Annotated in this window: 19 protein-coding genes; 8 read left to right on the forward strand and 11 right to left on the reverse strand. The window is 57.7% G+C overall.

What is annotated here, in order from left to right:
* Positions 1-24: 24 nt before the first annotated feature.
* From EJ070_RS19285 to EJ070_RS19305, 5 genes are all read left to right on the forward strand, one after another.
* A complete protein-coding gene (locus EJ070_RS19285; RefSeq protein ID WP_126092765.1) occupies positions 25-654 on the forward strand; it encodes a response regulator in 630 nt (209 codons plus the stop codon).
* A 4-nt stretch (positions 655-658) separates the two neighbouring features.
* Positions 659-1,363, forward strand: a complete 705-nt coding sequence (locus EJ070_RS19290) for an FkbM family methyltransferase (RefSeq protein WP_126092766.1) — start codon at positions 659-661, stop codon at positions 1,361-1,363.
* A gap of 34 nt (positions 1,364-1,397) precedes the next feature.
* Positions 1,398-1,910: a hypothetical protein gene (locus tag EJ070_RS19295; protein WP_126092767.1), complete on the forward strand. Its 513-nt coding sequence runs from the start codon at positions 1,398-1,400 to the stop codon at positions 1,908-1,910.
* Positions 1,907-3,154, forward strand: a complete 1,248-nt coding sequence (locus EJ070_RS19300; RefSeq protein ID WP_126092768.1) for an ATP-binding protein — start codon at positions 1,907-1,909, stop codon at positions 3,152-3,154. Before EJ070_RS19295 ends, EJ070_RS19300 begins: the two co-directional genes overlap by 4 nt.
* Before the next feature lie 989 nt (positions 3,155-4,143).
* Positions 4,144-5,373: an acetyl-CoA carboxylase biotin carboxylase subunit family protein gene (locus EJ070_RS19305; RefSeq protein ID WP_126092769.1), complete on the forward strand. Its 1,230-nt coding sequence runs from the start codon at positions 4,144-4,146 to the stop codon at positions 5,371-5,373.
* Positions 5,374-5,614: 241 nt separating this feature from the next.
* On the opposite strand, the gene EJ070_RS19310 is transcribed toward EJ070_RS19305, so the two are convergent.
* The 4 genes from EJ070_RS19310 to EJ070_RS19325 all read right to left on the reverse strand — a co-directional run bounded on the left by EJ070_RS19310 (position 5,615) and on the right by EJ070_RS19325 (position 9,804).
* Positions 5,615-7,012 (reverse strand): FAD-binding oxidoreductase, encoded by a 1,398-nt coding sequence (locus EJ070_RS19310; RefSeq protein WP_126092770.1) that lies wholly within the window; start codon positions 7,010-7,012, stop codon positions 5,615-5,617.
* Positions 7,009-7,656: a DAK2 domain-containing protein gene (locus EJ070_RS19315; RefSeq protein WP_189349949.1), complete on the reverse strand. Its 648-nt coding sequence runs from the start codon at positions 7,654-7,656 to the stop codon at positions 7,009-7,011. The genes EJ070_RS19310 and EJ070_RS19315 overlap by 4 nt, the downstream gene beginning before the upstream one ends.
* Positions 7,656-8,654 (reverse strand): dihydroxyacetone kinase subunit DhaK, encoded by a 999-nt coding sequence (locus EJ070_RS19320; protein ID WP_126092772.1) that lies wholly within the window; start codon positions 8,652-8,654, stop codon positions 7,656-7,658. The genes EJ070_RS19315 and EJ070_RS19320 overlap by 1 nt, the downstream gene beginning before the upstream one ends.
* Positions 8,655-8,802: 148 nt before the next feature.
* Complete coding sequence (locus EJ070_RS19325) at positions 8,803-9,804, reverse strand: amidase (RefSeq protein ID WP_348639598.1); 1,002 nt, start codon at positions 9,802-9,804, stop codon at positions 8,803-8,805.
* Between the two features lie 131 nt (positions 9,805-9,935).
* On the opposite strand from EJ070_RS19325, the gene EJ070_RS37095 reads away from it, so the two are divergent.
* Positions 9,936-10,178, forward strand: a complete 243-nt coding sequence (locus EJ070_RS37095; RefSeq protein ID WP_245464606.1) for a hypothetical protein — start codon at positions 9,936-9,938, stop codon at positions 10,176-10,178.
* Between the two features lie 43 nt (positions 10,179-10,221).
* On the opposite strand, the gene EJ070_RS19330 is transcribed toward EJ070_RS37095, so the two are convergent.
* From EJ070_RS19330 to EJ070_RS19350, 5 genes are all read right to left on the reverse strand, one after another.
* Positions 10,222-11,058: an ABC transporter permease gene (locus tag EJ070_RS19330; protein ID WP_126092773.1), complete on the reverse strand. Its 837-nt coding sequence runs from the start codon at positions 11,056-11,058 to the stop codon at positions 10,222-10,224.
* Complete coding sequence (locus EJ070_RS19335; RefSeq protein WP_126092774.1) at positions 11,055-11,948, reverse strand: ABC transporter permease; 894 nt, start codon at positions 11,946-11,948, stop codon at positions 11,055-11,057. Before EJ070_RS19335 ends, EJ070_RS19330 begins: the two co-directional genes overlap by 4 nt.
* Positions 11,945-13,024: an ABC transporter ATP-binding protein gene (locus tag EJ070_RS19340; RefSeq protein ID WP_126092775.1), complete on the reverse strand. Its 1,080-nt coding sequence runs from the start codon at positions 13,022-13,024 to the stop codon at positions 11,945-11,947. The genes EJ070_RS19335 and EJ070_RS19340 overlap by 4 nt, the downstream gene beginning before the upstream one ends.
* Before the next feature lie 81 nt (positions 13,025-13,105).
* Positions 13,106-14,215: an extracellular solute-binding protein gene (locus EJ070_RS19345; RefSeq protein ID WP_126092776.1), complete on the reverse strand. Its 1,110-nt coding sequence runs from the start codon at positions 14,213-14,215 to the stop codon at positions 13,106-13,108.
* Between the two features lie 40 nt (positions 14,216-14,255).
* Positions 14,256-15,392, reverse strand: a complete 1,137-nt coding sequence (locus tag EJ070_RS19350) for a Xaa-Pro peptidase family protein (RefSeq protein WP_126092777.1) — start codon at positions 15,390-15,392, stop codon at positions 14,256-14,258.
* A gap of 424 nt (positions 15,393-15,816) precedes the next feature.
* Here EJ070_RS19350 and EJ070_RS19355 point away from each other — a divergent pair, with 424 nt between their 5' ends.
* Together EJ070_RS19355 and EJ070_RS19360 are read left to right on the forward strand one after the other, a co-directional pair.
* Positions 15,817-17,202, forward strand: a complete 1,386-nt coding sequence (locus tag EJ070_RS19355; RefSeq protein WP_126092778.1) for an MmgE/PrpD family protein — start codon at positions 15,817-15,819, stop codon at positions 17,200-17,202.
* 70 nt (positions 17,203-17,272) lie between these two features.
* Positions 17,273-18,085, forward strand: a complete 813-nt coding sequence (locus tag EJ070_RS19360; RefSeq protein ID WP_126095825.1) for an IclR family transcriptional regulator — start codon at positions 17,273-17,275, stop codon at positions 18,083-18,085.
* 20 nt (positions 18,086-18,105) lie between these two features.
* Here EJ070_RS19360 and EJ070_RS19365 read toward each other — a convergent pair whose 3' ends face one another.
* Together EJ070_RS19365 and EJ070_RS19370 are read right to left on the reverse strand one after the other, a co-directional pair.
* The gene (locus tag EJ070_RS19365; protein WP_126092779.1) at positions 18,106-18,927 is read right to left on the reverse strand and encodes an ABC transporter permease; all 822 of its coding nucleotides are present in this window, start codon (positions 18,925-18,927) and stop codon (positions 18,106-18,108) included.
* Positions 18,924-20,264 (reverse strand): MmgE/PrpD family protein, encoded by a 1,341-nt coding sequence (locus EJ070_RS19370; RefSeq protein WP_126092780.1) that lies wholly within the window; start codon positions 20,262-20,264, stop codon positions 18,924-18,926. Before EJ070_RS19370 ends, EJ070_RS19365 begins: the two co-directional genes overlap by 4 nt.
* Positions 20,265-20,266 lie beyond the last annotated feature (2 nt).

Raw genomic sequence — 20,266 nt, forward strand, 5'->3', positions numbered from 1 at the left:
TCGATCGGTGAGGACCTGCTGCCAGTGTTTCGTGCGCTCGTTGTCGAAGATCAGAATCTGATGCGGCTGGCGCTTATGGACCAGATTCGGGCGAGTCTCGGAAATTGTGTGGTCCTTGGCGCCGAGACGTTGGAAATCGCTGCGCGCGAGCTTCGGAGCGCTGAGTTCGATCTGGTCGTCATTGATCCGGGACTTCCCGGCTTCGACCCGACGCTGGACGCTGATCGCGTGGCCGTTGTCGGCACAATCATCGAAGCCTCGCCAAGCGCGATCCATATCGTCGTAACGGGCTCAGACAAAGATTCTGAGGCCGAAATTTTTCGGCAAATAGGCGCGGCCGGCTATCTCGGTAAGACCGGGCTGGAGCCCGGCGTGTTCAATGACGTGCTCGACGACATTTCCACCAACGGATTTGCAGTTCGGCTTTCGCGTGTGGCGATGACCATGCCCGACGTTCGCTATTCCGTCCTGACGCCAAGAGAACAGGAGATTATCGACATGATGACCCGTCGCGAGCCAGGCATGACGCGTACGCAGTTTTACCAGGTAATGGCAGGTCGCCTCGGCATTGATCCCAGCTCGGCGGAAAAATATTACAAACAGGCGCGGGCAAAATTGATGAAGAACGGACACAGGCTACCGCAGGGTCTTTAATCAGATGTCATTGATGACCGTCCATGGGGTCAAGGTGCCCCTGCGCCCTAACGACGTCTCGCCTGTCATCTGGCAGGCTCTCGACAACGAAACCTATGAAGCCAAGGAAGCCAAGTGGATATCGAAGGCCGTGAAGCCCGGCGATCGCGTTCTGGAACTCGGCTCAGGCATCGGCATCATCACCTCGCTTATCGCTCAGATCCCGGACGTTCAGGTATGGGCCTTCGAAGCAAATCCGGCGTCGGTTGCCCTTGCCCAGCGCGTCGTCGACGCCAACGATCTGGACAACGTGGTCCTACTGAAAGGGATTCTTGCAGCCGGTCCGCCACGCCCATTCACCTTCTATCTCCGCAAGGACCTCTGGATGTCCTCAATGGACAAAGATCAGGGGCCGTACGAGCGCGAAATGACGATTGTCTCGACTGACGCCGACGACTTCATCGTCCAGCACGGCGCCAACGTCCTTGTTATGGACATAGAAGGCGCCGAAAGGGAACTCTTGCAGCACGCCAAGCTCCCGGGCATCGAGCGCGTCTTCCTGGAATTGCATGATCACTTGTATGGACTGGACGGAATCCGCGATATCACCCAGGCATTGGCGCTAAAAGGCTATGCGTATGATCCCCGCGGGTCCCGCGGACCGTGCGTGCTTTTCGCCAAGGACGACGGTCCACGCGAATATGAAGAGGTTGAACCAGATGCGGCGTGATACTCTTGCTCCTTGTCTTGCCTTCGCAGTCGCGATGGCTGTTGCCGGGCCAACGGCCGGCAAGGGCGCCCTCACGAATCCCGATACGCTCACGCTCGAAGATGCATCGGGCAAGGCCATCCAAACCCTTACCGTCGAGCAGTTGAAGACCGAATTTCCGCAACAGACCTACGATACGCGCACGCCCTGGACGAAAGAGGACGAGAAGATCGTCTATCGGGGGCCCCTGCTGAAGGACATATGGGCGAAAACCGGGCTCGCCAACGTCGCTAAAGTCAAGGTGGTCGCCTACGACGACTTCGTGTCTGAACTTCGCATGGACGAGATCCAGTCATATGCGCCTATCCTGGCGGTCGAGCGCCAATGTACAAAGGATGACCGCAGCCAAGGACGATGCAAAGGCGATCAGCAGTTCCGCCCCATCACCATGAACGAGAAAGGTCCGATCTTCATGGTCTGGCCCTTCGATCGCCTGCCCGCCTCCTATGTCCCAGCCCGTAATGCTATCTGGGTCTTCTTCCCGGTTGTGCTGCGCGCGGACCAATGAGATTCGGCACCAGCCGCTTTTTTGCTGCCTTGCCTTATCTTGGGCTGGCGCTCGCCCTCCTCCTCAGCACTTGGGCGTTCGTCCGATCGGACCGCTACAGGCAAGAGACGGACGAGATCCTCAACCAGACCTACGAGATTCAATGGCGTGCGACCCAGGTGCGCGAGCGGCTTGTCAGGGTCCATGGCTATATCCGTCTCGCCGACGAAGCCGGCAAGCTCGATCCTGACATCAATCGGCAAATGGCTCTTGTGAGCGTCAACATCGCTCAGCTTCTGGCGCTGCCGTACCTGCAGCATTTCTTCCCGCAGAAAGACATCGAACTCCTGGAAAACGTGCGTCGGACAGTCGAGCAAAACGTCGCGCCGGTCGTCGAAGCTGGTTCCAACTATGCGGATGCCCTCGACCACATGACCAATCTCGAACAGGACATGTACGAGATCTCTAGTGCCACCGTTGATCACAGTACGACGCTCCAGGAAACTGCTCAAATCGATATAGCCGCATCCCGCAACTGGTTCATGTTCGCGATTGCGCTGGGACTGATCGCGATCTTCTATCTCATAACCCATCAGCGTCACGCTTACGTCAGCCGTCGCGATCGACACATGCGCTCGTTCGCCTCGCTGTTCGCGCATATGACGCGCTCCCGCGTCACCGCTTTGCGACTGTTTCTGGAGGGCACCGGTTCGGAGCAACCTCCGAGAGAAGAGATGTTGAAGGCTGCCCGCAGTGCGGCGAATGAGCTCGAATCCATCAATGACGGTTTGCTCAAGATCGCCTTTTCGCAACGAGATTCGCATGTCCTGCCGCTCGCCAAGCTTTTGCTGGACCTCAAAGATCGGGACGGCATCGTGCAACTGTCAGTCGATTCCGAGGCGGGAACGCAAGCCGTGCCGGCAACCCAGTTTCAACTGGTGCTGAGCGAGCTCGTGCAGAACGCGCTCACGGCGGTCGAAAACATCGACAGGCCGAGCGTTGTCGTAAAGGCATCGGTCGTGCACCGGCCTATTTTTTGCCGCAGCGTTCTGTTGCTCGAGGTCGCAGACAACGGTGTCGGCATGACGCCAGAAGTCCTGCGCAAAGCAAAGACGCCCTTCTTTTCGACCCGGGCCGGGAATCACGTCGGCCTCGGCCTCACCGGCTGTTCCCAGATGGTCGCCACACTCAATGGGAGGCTTTTCATCGATAGCAAACCCGGAGCGGGCACTGTCGTCAAGGTCCGCATCCCAATCGGTGCATAATGAATGGTCTCATGGGCGCCAGCGGCTCAGAAGAGTTCAGAGTCTCCCGCCCAGTTTTAATGAGACGGGTTGTGTAAGTAACATCGATCTGTATAACCTAGACTTAAAGTAAGCCTACTGCTGCAATACTGATCGGTTGTATCTTGGATTGTGATCGAAAAGAGTTTCAGATAGCGCGATTCATAAACTGTGGGGAATCACGTTGCGGCGGACCAAACGGGCACTTTCTGTGGCGCGGTTCCGGCCCGTTCAGAGAGCCACCGCCACCGCCCCACAGTTCCTCATGCTCTCTTTCCGCCCGGCGCACGGGTTCATGGATGTGGCGCGACGGCATGATCTCGCGCGCATCCGCTTTCGGACTGGCGCCGGCAGGCGCGTGAAGTGCTTCTAGCCATGCCGACAGACCTGATGGCCGCCTTACCTGCCGTGGAGAGCGGGGCTTTCGAGCCTGCCTTCGCGATTACGACGGGGCTGAAGGAACGGGCGATACTTTGCCGGTCCCGGAGCCGGTCGAGACTGAGAAGTGCGTTTCCGGCTCGCGCATTGTCGGGTCGCCGGCTTCAAACATCAATGAGACCCAGGATCAGAGTCGGAATGACTGGTCGGCTTCAACGGAATACGCAGCTGCATTCGGCGCTCGCCTATTTCAGCCCCGGAGGAATACGAACAGAAGCATTCACGCCCTTCACGCGCACCTTCACGCTGACGACAGATGGAAAACGCAGCATAAGTTTAAGACGGAGAACTGACCGCGATTTCTGTGTCTCAGTTACAGGTGTACTCCTTCCCTGTCCGGCTCTGCAAAGGCGCACACGAAGGTTCGAACGGCAGCGTTGCAACAAAACTCGAAATAAAATTCGCAGAGTCTTAACGCCGCAAGATCGTTGACGATGGTAGTCTCGGGGCAAGGTCTGAGGTCAAGCGCGGCTACAAAGATGCCGACAATCCTCCGGACCGCTGCACGGCACGCATAGAAGGGTCCACAGCCGATGGCAAGAGCGCTGATCCTGATTGGAGGTACGGTAATGGGCTCGGGTCTGCTCTACGTCCAGGCCGCTCAACGTCTTGCCCTCCAGCCAATTACCCTTTCGGCTGATCCAACTCGGTATGACCATTTCACGGCGAAAGGGGCTGAGACAATCCGTGTTGATACAGACGATCTGGATGCGCTGATCCGCGAATGTTCCCGGCTCCGTGCAACCTATGACATTGCTGGCATCACAAGTGCTGCGGATTCGTTCTATGCGACAGCCAGCAAGCTTTGTCGGCACTTCAATCTACCTGGACCGAACCCGGAAGCTATTGAACAATGCTTAGATAAGTACACTCAGCGTCAACTTCTCGCAGCCTCAGGCGTTCCGGTACCTGCTTATCGCTTGGCGGCCAATGCAGCGGATGTAGCCGATTCTGCCGCGGAAATCGGACTGCCGGTGATCGTTAAGCCTGCGGTGGGCAGCGGCAGCGTCGGCGTCCGATTGTGCTCCACTGCCGATGAGGTGGTCGAACACACGAACCATCTGTTGGGCGGGCAGCACATATGGCGGTCTGCGCCAAGGATGCTGATCGAAGAATTCGCGCAAGGCCCCCTTTATGTCGCTGAGATAATGGGGAAAGAGGTCATTGGGATTTCCACCCTGGACTTCGGTCCCCCACCGAACTTCGTCTATCATGAGAACACCTTTCCGGCTTTGCTGACTGACGAGGAACATGGGCGTATCAGCGATGTTTCGCTGAGTTGCTTGCGCGCTCTTGGCCTTGGCTGGGGGCCAACAAACATTGAACTCCGGTGGACGAAGCGTGGGCCAGTCGTCATTGAAGTTAATCCGCGTCTTTCTGGTTCGCCCGGTCCTCAACTGGTCAAGTTAGCTTCTGGTATCGATCTCGTAGCCGAACATATCAAGCTTGCCAGTGGCGGCGACGTGGATTTGCGCAGAAGGCATTCGCACATTGCGGCCGCGCAGTTCCTGGTTCCTGATCGCGATGGCACCCTTGATTGGATCGACGGGGACAGTCAGGCGGCTGCTATATCAGGTGTTGCCGAGGTTAAGTTATATATTAAATCTCAGACGCCGATCGTCCGTAAAGGTGATTATCGCGACTGTATAGGACATGTTATCGCCACTTCACCCTCTCTCGAACAGAGCAAAGCGATACTTAGGCGTGCCGTCGACTTGATTCCTTGGTCCATCACGCCATTGATGACGGATAGTCGAAAGTGACTCAAAAAAAGAATTTGTTTGCTCGCATGACGATGCTGAGATCTATAGGGTGGCATCGTGCTCCTCAAAATGGCTGCGGAATCCAGAGCTGGGCCCGTTGCGTGACGCGGCTCAGCTAGCAATACAGTTGCGGTAGGGATAGACTGTGGCCCGGCGCCGGCTCCGAGGTGTTGGGGCGGCGGTAAGAGCCTCGATGCCCATCTTCCTCATCAGCGTGGCGCCGCCCACCGGTTCGCCGCACCTAGACTGGCCCGTTCCGTGCGGCTGAAGTCGAGCCGGAATCTTGCCCTCTTGCTTGCTCCATACTGGATACAGCTAACTTCCTCAACCGAGCCAATTTGAACGGCTCTGCAGATACGATCGGCCTTTGGGCCGTCACCATATCAGCGACTAGATGGGCCGCCCCCGGCCCGATTCCGAATCCATGGCCCGAAAAACCGCTGGCGATTACCAAGCCCGGAATTTCGTCAAACGTGTCGATCACGGGCACCGCATCAGGCGTGACATCAATAGCACATCCCCACCTTTCTTCGACTTTGGCATCGGCAAACTCTGGGAAAGCTTTCGTTAGGTTGCTCAGCCCCTCGCTAAGTATTTTTTCCGAAGGCGTTGGGTTGAGAACCCGGGTTGTTTCGAAGGGGGTGACCTGATCCGATCGCCACCTCTTCGGGGTGTTCATTTCCCTGAAGAACTGACCGCTGAAGCGAAGCCGTATTTCATTCCCTTCGGACCGAAAGGCGGGAAGGAACTGGAAGAACAAACGGAAGCTATCCGGGACGATTTGCGCAATGTTCGCGTTTTTCTGCGCGATCGTATAGCCACCGTCAAGGCGCCTGCGAAAAGCGAAATCTCGACCCGCGACCGCACACTCAGGAGGCCCGTCAAGCCGCTGCGTGCGCATGACCGATCCGATCACTTTCAACTGGGGGAAATCGATGCCCAAGTTGCCGCAGAATAGCCTCGTCCAGGCGCCAGTTGCCAGGACGACGGATTTACAGCGAATCTCGCCATGCTCCGTTACAACGGAATGGACGGAGCCCCCCGCTGTTTCAATGCAACGGACGGCACAATCTTCAATGATCTGTCCGCCGCGTGTGCGCAATGATGCCGCCATGGCTTGCGTCGCCATGGAAGGTTCGGCGCGTCCATCGCTTTTGGTAAATAGCGCACCCTCCCAATGACCCTTGAGCGTTGGGAAACGCTCTTTCAAACCACTTTGTCTAAGCAGCGAGGAATCGAGATCATGCTCCTTGGCGAACGCTAGCCATTCTTCATACTTTTGGATGTCCTTCTGATCTTTGCACAAATAGTAGATGCCGGTTTCGCGGAATCCTGTCTCGGTGCCGGTAAGCGCATTCATTCCAGCCCATAGCTTTGCGCTGGCGATAGCCATGGGTATCTCGGCTGGATCGCGCCCCATCTTGCGCACCCACCCCCAATTGCGGCTGGATTGCTCGCATGCGACACGACCTTTTTCACAAACGACGACCGACAGCCCGCGTTGTGCAAGGAACAAGGCGGTGGCGGTTCCGATGATGCCAGCGCCCACAACAACGACATCTGCTCTCGCGGGTATCCGCCTGGGCGTCTGATCTGTTTGGTGAGACATGGTGGAAAAGTTCGGGCGCGGATCGGTCATTTGTTGGATCCGCCCATTGCTCGATCAGACAGCGACCCTGCCATGGCCGACACGGCAACATGCAGTGCAACCATGCCCGGATCGTCGGTTCCGACACCTTTGGATGGGTCAAGCCGCAGCCTCCCCATGATTGCCGGGCGACTTCGAAACTCCGCCAGCGCATCAGTGGTCGCTTGTTGCGCTGTGGCTCTCATGTTTTCTGCAGTCGATATCCCTTCAATGTTTTTTGCGACCCGAGCTATTCCGTCCAGCACCGTCTTGTCGCCAAGTCTGGCTTTCGACCGAGCCTGCATGGTCTCAACGGCATTTGACAACGCGGGAGCCATCTCGATCCAGGCGACTTCGTGCTTTGCCGCCCAAGTCTTTCCCAGTGTGATCAGTCCCGTCATTACTACGGCACTCAGGCTGGAGCCTGAGGTCCGTGCAATTGTTTTTGCAATCCACATTAGACTCTCGCCGACATCATCCGAATAAAGTGTCTTATCGGCGAGCAACGCCTGTGAAACTGTCGCCAAGGTAGTGCCCATGTCACCGTCACCACCCGCAGCATCAAGCTTGTTAAATCGATCTTTGCTCGCGACTAGCACTAGTGCGACGCGCCGCATGGCTGCGCCGACATCCGTTCCCGTGAAGACGGTCGCCATCACGCTCTCCACAGGGGACATTGGGCAGGGGCATTCAACAGACCGAGCAGTTCATCGTCGACCTGCATAACGCTCACCGAGGCTCCCGCCATTTCCATTGAAGTCGCGTATTCACCAGCAAGCGAGTAGGCGATTTTCAGACCCGCTGCCTCGAGCAGCTGGGCTACTTTGCGGTACAGGATATAAAGTTCTTCCAGCGGTGTGGCGCCAAGACTGTTGACTAGTACCGCTATCTTGGTCCCCGCTACGGGTTTGAGATCGTCCAACAGTCGCTCGACCATCTCTGCGGCAATTTCGTCAGCGGGTTTAAGCGCCCCGCGCCACAATCCTTTCTCGCCATGAATGCCCATGCCCATTTCGATGGCATCGTCTTCAAGCTCAAATGTAGGCTGGCCGGCCTGGGGTACTGTGCAGGCCGATAGAGCTACCCCTATGGACCGGCAACCAGCCATGGCCTTTTCAGTCACGGCTTTCACCTCAGGTAGAGCAAGTCCCTTTTCCGCTGCGGCTCCAGCAACTTTGAACGCGAAGACGATCCCAGCCACACCTCGGCGCGTCTCGGCTCGCTCCTTGTCGGCACTGGCCACGTCATCAGCGACAATCACGGTGGCGCAGTCCCCACCCTCAGCGGTCAACATGTCATTGACCATGCCAAACACCATGGTGTCGCCGCCATAATTGGCAATGACCGACAACACGCCGCCGCCGTGGTCAGCGGCCTTCAGGCTTTCCGATATGTCGTCATAAGACGGACCGGCGAACACATGCCCGACAGCGCAGGCATCCAGTAGTCCTTCTCCGACATACCCGGCAAACAACGGCAAGTGACCAAAGCCGCCGCCGGAAACAACTCCAACCTTGCCCCGGGCCTTTTTCTTGGCCCGCTCAACGACACGGCCGTTGCTGCCGGAAATCTTGTAGGCACCCTGGTGCGCCAAGCTCATCCCCGCCAGCGCTTCATCCACATATTTTTCAGGACTGTTGATCAGCTTCTTCATGTTCTCGCTCTGCCAGTTTTGAGTACTCGTCCAGCGGGGCCACAAGCCACCCGCAGTATTTTCAAAAACCCTCGCAATCCGGTGAGCCCGTCATCGGCATAGGTAGTGCGGAGCTTCGCCAGGTTGTGGAATCCGGCGGCAAACTTCATTAGGGTTGCAACCCCGGCGGCGGCACAAACAGGCCGCCACGCTCACGTTCCAGCGTCCGTCCGATACGAAGTGCCAAGGCATCGTCGAATTTTCTGACAACAATCTGCAGGCCAGTTGGCAGGCCATTCGATGTTAATCCGACGGGGATCACTAGGCTGGCAAGATCGAGGTAGTTCACCAGTCTTCCAAAATGATTGGGGGGCTGGTTTTCTTCTACATCGGCAAGCGGTACTGGGCTTCGATGAGAGCCGGGCGCGACGAACGCGTCAAATCCTGCCGCCGCTTCCTGAAAGCCGATCTGCGCCAGGCGGCGGGTTTCGAGAAGGCGGTAGTAAGCTGGTCCGCTGATGTCGCGGCCGTGGCTGATGCGTTTTGCAATGACCGGATCCACCGGGCTGTCCGGATGGTCGACATAAGGGCTGAGAAGGGCATAGCTCTCGACGCTCATGATGTCGCCGCCCCGGCCGAGATAGTCGCTGATGGACAATGGCAGAGCGATTTTGTGGAATTCGGCGCCAAGAGCCATCAGATCAGCGATGGCGCGATCGTATAGCATCCGGATATCGGGCTCGACGCCGGCCAAATCCCGTTCGGAGAGCATTCCGATCCGCAGGCTCTTCACGCCGTTCTCGATTGTTGCAAGGGGACGCACAGGGGGAACGTACCAAGTGGCGACATCGCGGGGATCTGATCCCACCATCATTTCCAACAGAAGCGCGGCGTCTCGGACGGTACGGGTCATCGGTCCGACGCTGTCATGTGTCGGGCACAACGGCACGACGCCCCCGCGCCCGACAAGTCCCACCGAAGTCTTTAGGCCGACGATTCCGCACCAGGCGGCGGGCGTGCGGATCGACCCGCCGGTATCGGTACCCAAAGCGGCTGGTGCGAATCCACCAGCAACCGCAACCGCCGAGCCGCTGCTTGACCCCCAGCAACGAAGTGAGTGTCCAGACCCCAGGGGTTGCGCGGCGCGCCCTGAACTGGGTTTGTTCCCCAGCCTCCATACGCGAACTCAACCATATTGGTGCGGCCGATGGCGACCATGCCCGCGGATTCGAGCTTCTCGACGGCATTTGCCGATCGAGTTGGTAACCTGTCATTGAGAGCGTTTGAGCCGGCGTGCGTGCCATGGCCGGCCTGATCAAAGATGTCCTTTACGGCGAACGGCACGCCAAGCAGGGGGGACGTGGAAGTTCCTCTCGCTCGTGCCTCGTCCGCGGCCAGGGCGCGTGTCAGAGCGCCCTTTTCGTCGATCTGGCAGAAGGCGTGCAGCCGGCCATCCAAGGCCGCTATGCGCCTGACGAGTTCGGTTACAGCTTCAACGGACGACAGTTCCCGCCGGGCCAAGCGTTCCGACAATTGTTCGATTGACCAGAACGGGTCGAATACCATTGAACAAATCTCTCGTGTGCTACTAGGCAGCCGATCCGCGGCTTCCGATCACCGCGTCAACGACCAAGACCGCCGCCACGTTGACGACAACAATGAGGGACGACACGGCAAATACCGCCGGGCTAAAGGAAGTGTTCGCCTGTTGGAAAAGCCAGATAGAGAGGGGGAAGACATCCACGGAATAGAGAAAATAGCTCAGCGTGAATTCGTTGAAAGACAAGATGAAGACAAGGATGGCGCCGGAGGCGATACCGCCGCTGGCTAGCGGCAATACGATCTCCCAAAAGACCCTAGGCGGGGAAGCACCAAGCGTCTTCGCAGCTTCCTCCAACATGGGATCAATGCCGCGCATCGCGGTCATGCAGTTGCGCATGAGAAAAGGCAGCCCGACGATCGAATGAGCGACGACGATCTGGAAAATGCCACTTTCGAGACCGGAGGCGCTTACCAGCACCAGCAAGGCAATTCCAAGAACAACGGCCGGAAATACCACTGGCAGGCCGATCAACTCTTCGATAAGTGTCTTGCCCGCGAAACGATATCGCTCCAGCGCATAAGAAGCCGGGACACCAGCAAGTACACACACAAGCGAAGTCAGAGCCGCGATTTCCAGGCTGACAAGCAGTGACTCCCGCAATCTCGCGATGCCGGCGTCCGGACCAACCAGCATTGTCCAGACTTCCTGATACCAGCGCAGCGAAAGCGCCGGTGGCGGAAACTGCAGCGTGTCGCCGCTGGTAAATGAAATCACCAGGACCATGCAAATCGGTGCAAGCATGAGCGCCAGCAGCATGCAAGTGATGCCTTTGACAAGCTGCCACTCCATTCCGGCACGCCCGGTTGCGGTCGGCATGCTCATCCCTTGATCTCCACATTGGTGCGCACGATGAGGCGGTTGAGCGACTGGACCGCGAGTGCCAACAGAATCAACAAGAACGATAGCGCTGCACCTAGCGGCCAGTTGGAAAGCGAGCCCATTTGATCGCGGATTACGACCGCAATCGTGGTCACCTTCAACCCGCCAAGCAGCAACGGCACGACAAACGCGCCCGTATTGAATCCGAAGACAAGAATGGCGCCCGCAGCCATGCCCGGCCAGGCCAACGGTAGAATTATGTGGCGATAGGTTCTGATCCGGTTCGCTCCAAGAACATTTGCTGCCTCTTCAAGCGATAGAGGAATTGAGCGGAGCGCGGCGGCGGTGGGCAAGACGGCAAGCGGGATGCTCGTCTGAACGAGTCCGAGCATGACACCCGTGCGGTTGAAGAGCAGCGAGAAGGGCCGTTCAATTCCGGTTGCGGCTGAAATTGCCTGGTTGAGGAGTCCGTTCGGCCCGAGAATAGCCATCCAGCCGAAGCTTTGCACGAGCAGGCTGATGATCATCGGCAACAGGATTGCAACTAGCACGAGCCGTCGGGCGAATGCTGATGTCGTCCGCGTCAGGAAAAGCGCGATCGGGAAGGCTACGAGCGTTGTTATCAGCGCACTCAGCAGTGCCATCCAGATTGTGTCTATTATGATGCTAATGTTTCTGGAGCTTGCCAATTGCGTGTAGGCCCTCAAACTCCAGCCTGTCCATTCGGCATTCCGTTCTCCGACGCTCATGCGCAGGACGACAAGGGCGCAGACCAACAGGAGACCGATCAGCATGCCAGCTGGAAGCAGAAGAAGCCCGATCTGAGGCTTGCGGATCGGCGCGTCTTTTTCCATCGATTGAAGCGGAGTAATGGGGCTCTCGATCGCGGTCATTGGCTAACGATTCTTGCTTTGCCGGGGTCGATTGTAACCCAGGCGGTGTCGCCGGCGGATGAGGCAAGTCTGTTTTCGGTCGACTGCGCGATAAGCGTGTTGCCACCGCGGAGCAGGATCTGCCAGCGGTAGAGACCGCTGCGAAACTGCGAGGAGATCACCTTGCCCTGAAAAGCACCTCCCGGATCGGCCGGATGAACGATTGTCTGCTCGGGTCGAAAGATGGCAAAAGCGCCCTCACCCATGTGGGCACTATCTGCGAGACGAATGGCGATTCCGGCGTTGGTCTGCACGAGCGATTTCCCATCCTTCCGTTCGAGCACGCGCTCAATCTGGAGGGTGTTGGTGTCGCCAAGAAAATCGGATACAAACCTAGAATTCGGGGCTTCGTAGATTTCCTCCGGGGTCCCGGATTGCAGGATCTTGCCGGCATTCATGATGATGACGCGGTCCGACATCATAGAAGCGGTTTCCTGGTCGTGCGTGACATACACCGCCGCAATGCCGAGCTGCTTTTGGATTGCCCTGAGTTCGACCGCCATGTAGTCGCGAAGGCGCCGGTCGAGTGCGGCCATCGGCTCGTCGAAAAGCACCAGCGCCGGTTCAGTCACCAATGTTCGCGCCAAGGCTACCCGCTGAAGCTGCCCCCCGCTCAGCTCGCTTGGTCGCCGTCCCGCGAACTTTTCCGGCGAAAGCTGTACGAGTTCCAGCGCTTTGGCGACCTTGGTTTCGATCAGGCTGCTGGCGAGACCCTGCATGCGCAGGCCGAAAGCGACATTTTGATTGACGCTCATGTGGGGGAAGATTGCCAGCGACTGGAAAACCAGGCCTACGTTGCGCTTGTGCGGCGGCTTTCCCGCAACGTCTTTGCCGAGGATGCGAACCTCTCCGGCGGTTGGCAGATCCAATCCCGCAATGATGCGCATGGTCGTCGTCTTACCGCACCCGGAGGGACCGAGGATCGACACGATCTCACCCGGTTTTACGTCCAGATCAATTTGGTCGACGGCTCTCACCGCACCATGAGCGAAGGTGCGTGAAAGATTGCGAATCTCAAGGACAGGATTCTGTTCCATGTCACCTCGGAGGGTCGTGCTTGTTGAAAGGTTGCGTGGCGCGGTGTTGGGCCGGAGGCCGGCCCAACACCAAACGTGATCTTACATCACTGCGTCGGTGTAGCGCTGGATCCAGTCGTCCCGCACACTTGCCAAATAGGCGGGATCGACCTTGTTGACGTGCTCTTTGATGACCTCAGGAGATGGAATGAAGGGACTCTTTTTTGCACCTTCCGACAGCACCGCATCCTGATTGATCGGGCCGTACCAAACGTCTTCTGCCATCTTGCCTTGAACCTCGCCATCAAGTGCGTGATTCATGAGGGCGGCGACTACCGCGGTATCGCCCGGATGTCCCTTCGGCACGACCATGTACTGCAAGTCGACAAAAAATCCCTCGGCAAGACTGTAGGTACCGCTGACATTGAACTCGGGTTTCGAGATGAATGGCGAGAGTTCAAGGGGTGAATAAACCCCGCCCGCGTTTAGGGACTGGGAGCGGAACAGATCACCGATCTGGTTCGCGTTCGATGTGATGGTAAGGCTCTTGCCTTTGAGCTTTTTTAAAATCTCGAACCCACCATCCGGGTTGTGGATGTCGCCGCCCGCCGCCTTTGCCGCGACGATTATCAGTTCAAGCGCGTAGAGATTGTCCGGAGGCGGCAGAAAGATCTTGCCTTCATTGGCTGCGTCCCACAGGACGTCATAGGATTTGGGCGCCGACGGATAAGTCTTGGTGTTGTAGACGAGACCGTCACTCCACAAAAAGTACCCAATCCCATGACCCTTGGCACCGGTCTGATAATCAGGCAGCACGCGTGCCAGGTTGGGAACTGCGCTGGTATCCGGCTTCTCAAGCAGGCCGGCATCCGCGAGCGAATTGGCACCGAAGCCGGAAAGGATCACTACGTCATATTGCGGCTTCGACGCTGACGCCTTGATCTTTGCAATCATGTCAGAGGTTGTGCCGGTGAGATCGGCAATGACCTTGGCACCAGTCTTCGCCTCGAAGGTCTTAAGGATGTTCTTGACGGCTGCCTGGCCCGTGGCGTCTGACCAAGTGAGCACGCGGATCTCCTTGCCGGCGAACTGCTGGGCCGACGCTTTGCCGACCCAAGGCGCTGGCAGAGCCATGGCCGCTGTCGCCAGCGCCGATCCGGTGAGAAATGTGCGCCGGCGGAGTGGCCGGTCGAAGATATTGTTGTTTGACATATTAAAGTCTCCCATTGCTGTGGCTCGCTCCGTTTCCTGATCACTTGATCAGGAGTTCGCGCCTGTTCGAGCCTGTGAGGCGCTCAACTCCGTTGCTGGTCACGACCACCGTCTCGCTGATGCCGAACCCGCAGGCCAGCGCGAGCATGTGAAAGGCCATGCCCTCCTTCAGCTCCCAATCTTCCTGTTCGTTGAAGTCGAGTGCTTCCCATTCAGCGGTCTTTGGCGGGAAGCCGATGCCGGTCGAGTAGCCGCTACGGTTGTAATATTCCGGCCGGATCTTGCGGATCGGCTTCCGCACCAGCGCATCCACCTCGCGAGCCGAAGCACCGGGTTTCATAGCAGCGATGCCGGCATCCTGAGCGGCTACAACGATGTCGGCGGCCCGCTTTACCTCATCCGACGCGTGGCCGATGGCCACTGTGCGCATCTGGGTTGCATGATAGCGTTCGAGACATCCGTAGAGCTCGAAAAGCACCAATTCGCCCCGCCGTATGATCTTCGGGCTCCAGTTTGCGTGGCACACATTATAACGGTAGCCGGACATGATGTGGTGTGGCAGGCCGGTATACTCGCATCCGGCGTTGACGCCGGCCGCAAAAACCGCCGCGGCCACTTGGGCCTCCGTGGCTCCGTCGCAAATCGTTGCAAACGCGACCTGCTGCTCGATTTCGGCGATCTGTGCTGCACGTCGGATGTAGCCGACCTCGGCAGCCGATTTGATCACCCGCACGCGATCGACAAGCAAGCTCGCATCCACGATGGTGGCATCGCTAAGTCCATTGGTCAGTGCATCTGCGATTGCCGATGTCAAAAACCAGCACCTCTTCTCCAAGCCGACGCTTTTGCCGGCAACGCGGAAACGGCGCACCAGGGCGAGCGTTTTTTCCACGAGGTCGTCGCCCTCTTTCCAAGTGAAGGCGTCCGGCAGCCACGAATATTCGTCGACGTTTCCCTTTTCCAGAAGTCGCAACAGCAGCTGCGGGTCACCACTCTGGGCGAGCACAAGCGTCTGGTAGGCAAAATGACCCGACGTCTGGTGTCCAGTGAGGTAGTAGATATTTTCGGGTGCGTGCAGCAAAAGAATATCGATGCCCCTAACCGACATTTCTGACTGCACTTGCCCCACGCGCGTCTTGAATTCTTCGGTCGTAAACGCTTGCCGATTTCCAGTCATTTGCTCATCCCATGTATGTGCATCGAAAGTGCCGAAATAGAGAGCCGAAAGTGGCGGCCTTCCCGGAGCGGGGCGCAGTCGGCGGGAGGGTGCCGTTTTTACCACGTGATCCGTGAAGGCCGCCTAAGCCGCCGCTCGCCGCCGACGAGCACCCGGCCTGATCCCCGTTCCGCGACTCGGCGTAAACTTGTGGCCCGCATATCCCAATTTCACCGATGACGACCGGACGCTGTCCACAAGCAGCAACGGCCGCCCGCAACCATTCCAACTGCCCTAAATTGCGATCTGCCATAAGTCCCAGCCGGTCAACTCGACATCCACGCTTAATCCATATATCCATATTATGGGATTTACAACATATTTCTTTCATATAATGATAACATTTTAGACGACCTTCAATCCCATTCGAGGTGGCAGCAGCTACATGACCATTGCCCGATATTTTGCAGATTTCCTTTTTGAGTTTAGTGACCTCAACGGCCCCGCTGTTGAACAAGCGAAAACGGCGATGATGGACTTGACGACAGCTGCGCTAGCTGGCGCCAATGAAGATGCTACGGTCGCAACGCGAAAGGCGGCCCTGTCCGTGTGGCAGCATGGAAACTCACCGATTTGGTTCGCGCCGCATCGCACCAGCGCGGCCGGTGCAGCTCTCGTCAATTCTACAAGTGCGTCGAGCTTGGATCTGGATGATGGTCATCGCGCGGCCGCCGGACATCCCGGGGCATCGATCATCCCCGCTGTTATGGCCACGGCAGCGGAATGCAAATGTTCCAGCAACCGAATCCTACCCGCGATCGCGCTGGGCTATGAGATCGCCGTCCGCGTGGCTGCCTCGCGGGATTTCGGAACTCTGACGACGCTCGTTTCAGGCCCATGGGTTGGCTACGGCGCTGCCGCGGCGGCCGCTTGGTTGCGCGGCTTAGAGCCCCATGCAATCGAGCAGGCCATTGCCATAGCCGGCTCGACTGCGCCAAACCTTTCCGCGATCGCATACTCGAAGGTAATGGGCAATCACGTGAAAGAAGGCATTCCCTGGGCTACCGCTACAGCTCTGGTCGCCGTCGAACTGGCGGCCCGGGGCTTTACCGGGCCGGTCGACCTGCTTGACAACGAAAGCGTGTACAACCGTGGTCGCCTGCTCGACGGGCTTGGAGTCGAGTGGGCAATCAACGGCATTTACTTCAAGCCTTACGGCTGTTGCCGTTGGGCGCATTCCGCGATTGATGCCGTCTTGGCCCTTCAGGCGGAGCACGGGACAAATGCCGCGGATATAGACGCGATAGAGATTGACACGTTCTCATGGGCACTTCGTCTGAACAACGAAGTGGCGCCACGCACGACGGAATCAGCCCAATATAGTGTCCCGTTTTGCGTGGCCATGGCACTGACAAAAGGAGCTGAGGCGATGGTGCAGATCACGAACGAGGACTTAGCTCATTCCGGTACGATCGCGCTTGCGCGCCGAATTCAGTTGCGGATCGATCCTGGCTTTGACACGACATTCCCGCAGTCCGTTCCAGCACGCGTGGTAATAAAGACGAAGAACGAGCGGCTGTTTAAGGAGGTTCTCGCCCCAATGGGTGAGCCCGCAAACCCGATGGGCTGGGCTAAGTTGGAGGACAAGTTTCGAAACGTGGCACAGCCCAGACTGGAAGAGCAGCATCTGGAAATGTTTCTGGCGGCATTCCGGGATCTTCGAGATGGCGAGCTAGGTAGCCTGATGGAGACATTGCAGCGACCAATTCCGCGCCTTCTGTCGACAGACGAGCCTGCGGTCGAGACAACGACCACTACCGCCTGTAGCTAGCCTCGTTGAAGACTGTCGTGATAATTGGGCGACGACCTTGTGGATCGTTTTGATCCGCTGATTGATCGAGGTGCACGTGAAGACGACGGCTGAAAGCGGGGAGAAGGCGACAGGGACGCAATTGCTCGATCGTTCCATCGCCATCTTGAATCATCTTGGAGAGCTCGGCCGTGGCGGTGCGCGCGTTTCCGAGATTGCCGAAGCGTTCGGACTAAATATGTCGACGGCACATCGCATCATCAGCGGGCTGGAGCGGCATCGCTTCATCGAGCGCGACGAGACAACAAAGCGGTACAGGCTGGGGCTGGCCCTTTTTGCGCTTGGAGCGAAGGCCGCAGACACGACGGGAATGCGACGGGTTTGTCAGCCTGCCTTGCTGCGGATTGCCGCCGAGACAGGTGATACTGTCTTTCTTATGGCTCGCAACGGCTTCAACACTGTCTGCGTCGACCGTCAAGACGGCGGCTACCGGATCGACAGCCTCACCGGGCAGGTGGGTGGCCAGATACCTCTTGGTGTTGGACCCGCGAGCCAGGCGATCTTGGCAATGCTGCCACCAAAGCAAGCCGAAGTCATTCTAGAAGCCAACGCACCACAATTCGAGCGCTACCATGGATTGACGGCGAACGTGATCCGGCAGGGACTTCCAGAGATTCGCAAGCGCGGCTATGCCGTCGATGACGGGCACCTTGTGGAAGGAATTTCAGCGATAGCCGTACCAATCATCTTAGAGAGCGGAGATGTGGCCGGTGCGATCGCCATTAACATGACGAGCGCAAGGCTCCTAAGGAGCAGCGCAAGAGACTTCGTTCAGGTCCTTCGACGCGAGATCGCTGAAATCGAACGCACGATGAATCCACATGATGTCTCGATTGCCAGCTAGGTGGCAGCCGTACACGAGATCTATTGGGACTTAAGCCCGTGGCTATTGAAATATGATCGGAGGCAGAGGACGGCGAGCCCCTGCAGTAAGAGGCCGGTTAATGTGACCATACTCGCTACAGCAGCGACGGCCGGTGTCAGCTCAACGTTGAGCGACCGCCATATCAAGCTCGGCAATGTCAGCGTTGAGCCTTGCCCGATAAAGATCGCCACGACGGCCTCGTCGAATGAAGCCATGAAAGACAACGTGGCGCCCATGACCACAGCGGGGAATATGAAGGGTAGGAGAATCGTACGCCACGCATAAAGCCGCGTTGCACCGAGTGTTTCCGCCGCTTCGATCAAGCCATCATCAAAATATTCGAGAGCCGTCGAGACTGTCATATAGGTAAACGGCATGACCAAGATGGCGTGGCCCAGCGCGATTCCCAGCTTGGTGCCAATCAAGCCCAATTTCGCGAAAACGAAAAACAGTGCAATGGCAAATACGATGACTGGGATGATCAGCGGCCCCAGCGCAAGAAAGCTGACGATACGCTTGACCTTGTCCGACAGCGGATAGGTCGCGACCGCCAGGCTAACTGCACAGGGCAGCGCCAAGACAATAGCCATGAGAGCCACTTCCAGGGAGTTGATTGCCGCCCCGATCCAGATTGGGTCGCCGAGCGTCTCTCGGTACCAGTAAAGCGACATGCTCTGAGGCGGGAAGGAAAGGAACTTTCCCGAAGACAGCGACATGATACCAACCACCGGAAGCGGCAGGACGAGGAAAAGCAGGACGACGAACATCCAGACGACCAAGATCACCCCGCCTTTGCCACTTTTTCCTGGAGCATCCATCATACCGCTTTCCTGTACCCGATCGCGTCCAAGATATTCGACATCTTGCTAGAGCCTATCGCCTCCGCAGCGACGATGGTGCGCTCCGCTCTAGCCGGTTCCAGCCCATACCGAACCAAGGTCCTGAATTTCTGCCCGATTTCGTCGGGGGTCATCGGGTTTCTCGAGTCGCCTTTGGGAAAATCGACACGGCCTTCAAATGATCCAAGCTGGCTTACGAGACAAACTCTCGACCCCGTCTGTGCAGGGAAACTTGCGTCCAAATCAGGGTCGGCCCTGACCATCACCTTTCTGGCCAAATCGATCCGAGCAGCATCGGTGAGGTCGCCCATGTCGGGGGTTAGCAGGGCTTGTGCACCCTCAATCGCCGCAACAGCCAGACAGTAAGGTACGCTGAACTGCGCTTCGAAATGGGAAGTCGGAGCCGTCTTGTTGTTAAGCCGAGCGGCAGGACCGATGGTATCGACAACAATCGCCTCAATGGCATCGGCACCGACGCCATGGTTCTGCATGAGCATCAAAAGCGCGTCGATCGAAGAATGTATCCACCGGCAGCAACAATATGGTTTCGTATAGGTCGCATCGATCTTAAACGTACTACCGAGGCTCCCGGTAATCAGACCGCCTTCGAACAAAGAAGCAATGTCAAATATATCAAGAGACGCAGTTACGCCTTGTTGCGCCAAATCCACGGCGAAATACCCGCCTAGCGTGCTCCAAGGAATACCTTCCTTTATCTGGCCAAGCTTTTTGCTGGTGCCACTGGGAATCTGGCATGCACGATGCGTCGCTGCGATCGCTAAGGCTTGTGCAAGGGCGCCGCGCTCAAGGCGCCTTAAATGTCCGACACTTGCAGCGACCGCGATGGACGACCAGCGGCCGGTTGCGTAATCGCGCCGTTCGATTCGATCGGTTTGCGCTGCCGCGATACGGATACCCACCTCATAGCCAACTGCGATTGCACTAAGCAGGTCGTCCTCGCTCGCACCAATGACTTCGCCCTCGGCGAGAACCGCGGGGATCACGGCGGCACCTGGGTGGCCGATCGCCTCCCGATGACCATCATCCACGTCCAAGGCACTGGCAGCGGCGCTATTGCAAAACGCGGCGGCACACGATGACAATCGATCTACGGAAAACCAGACCCCTGCCCCTCCGCTCTGGAAAAGATTGGCCGCGACTATCCGCGCAGACCTCGCAGGATCGGTTGCAAACCCGGCCGCAGCCGCCGCGACAAGATCGCTGACGAGTTCCGCAATTTTGGCTCGTGTAGTATCGGAAGTGTCGGAAATGGAGAAGCGATTGACGTAGTCCGCCACGGTTTCAATAACAAAGGCCATGG

The organism is Mesorhizobium sp. M1E.F.Ca.ET.045.02.1.1 (assembly GCF_003952485.1).
Classification (GTDB): domain Bacteria; phylum Pseudomonadota; class Alphaproteobacteria; order Rhizobiales; family Rhizobiaceae; genus Mesorhizobium.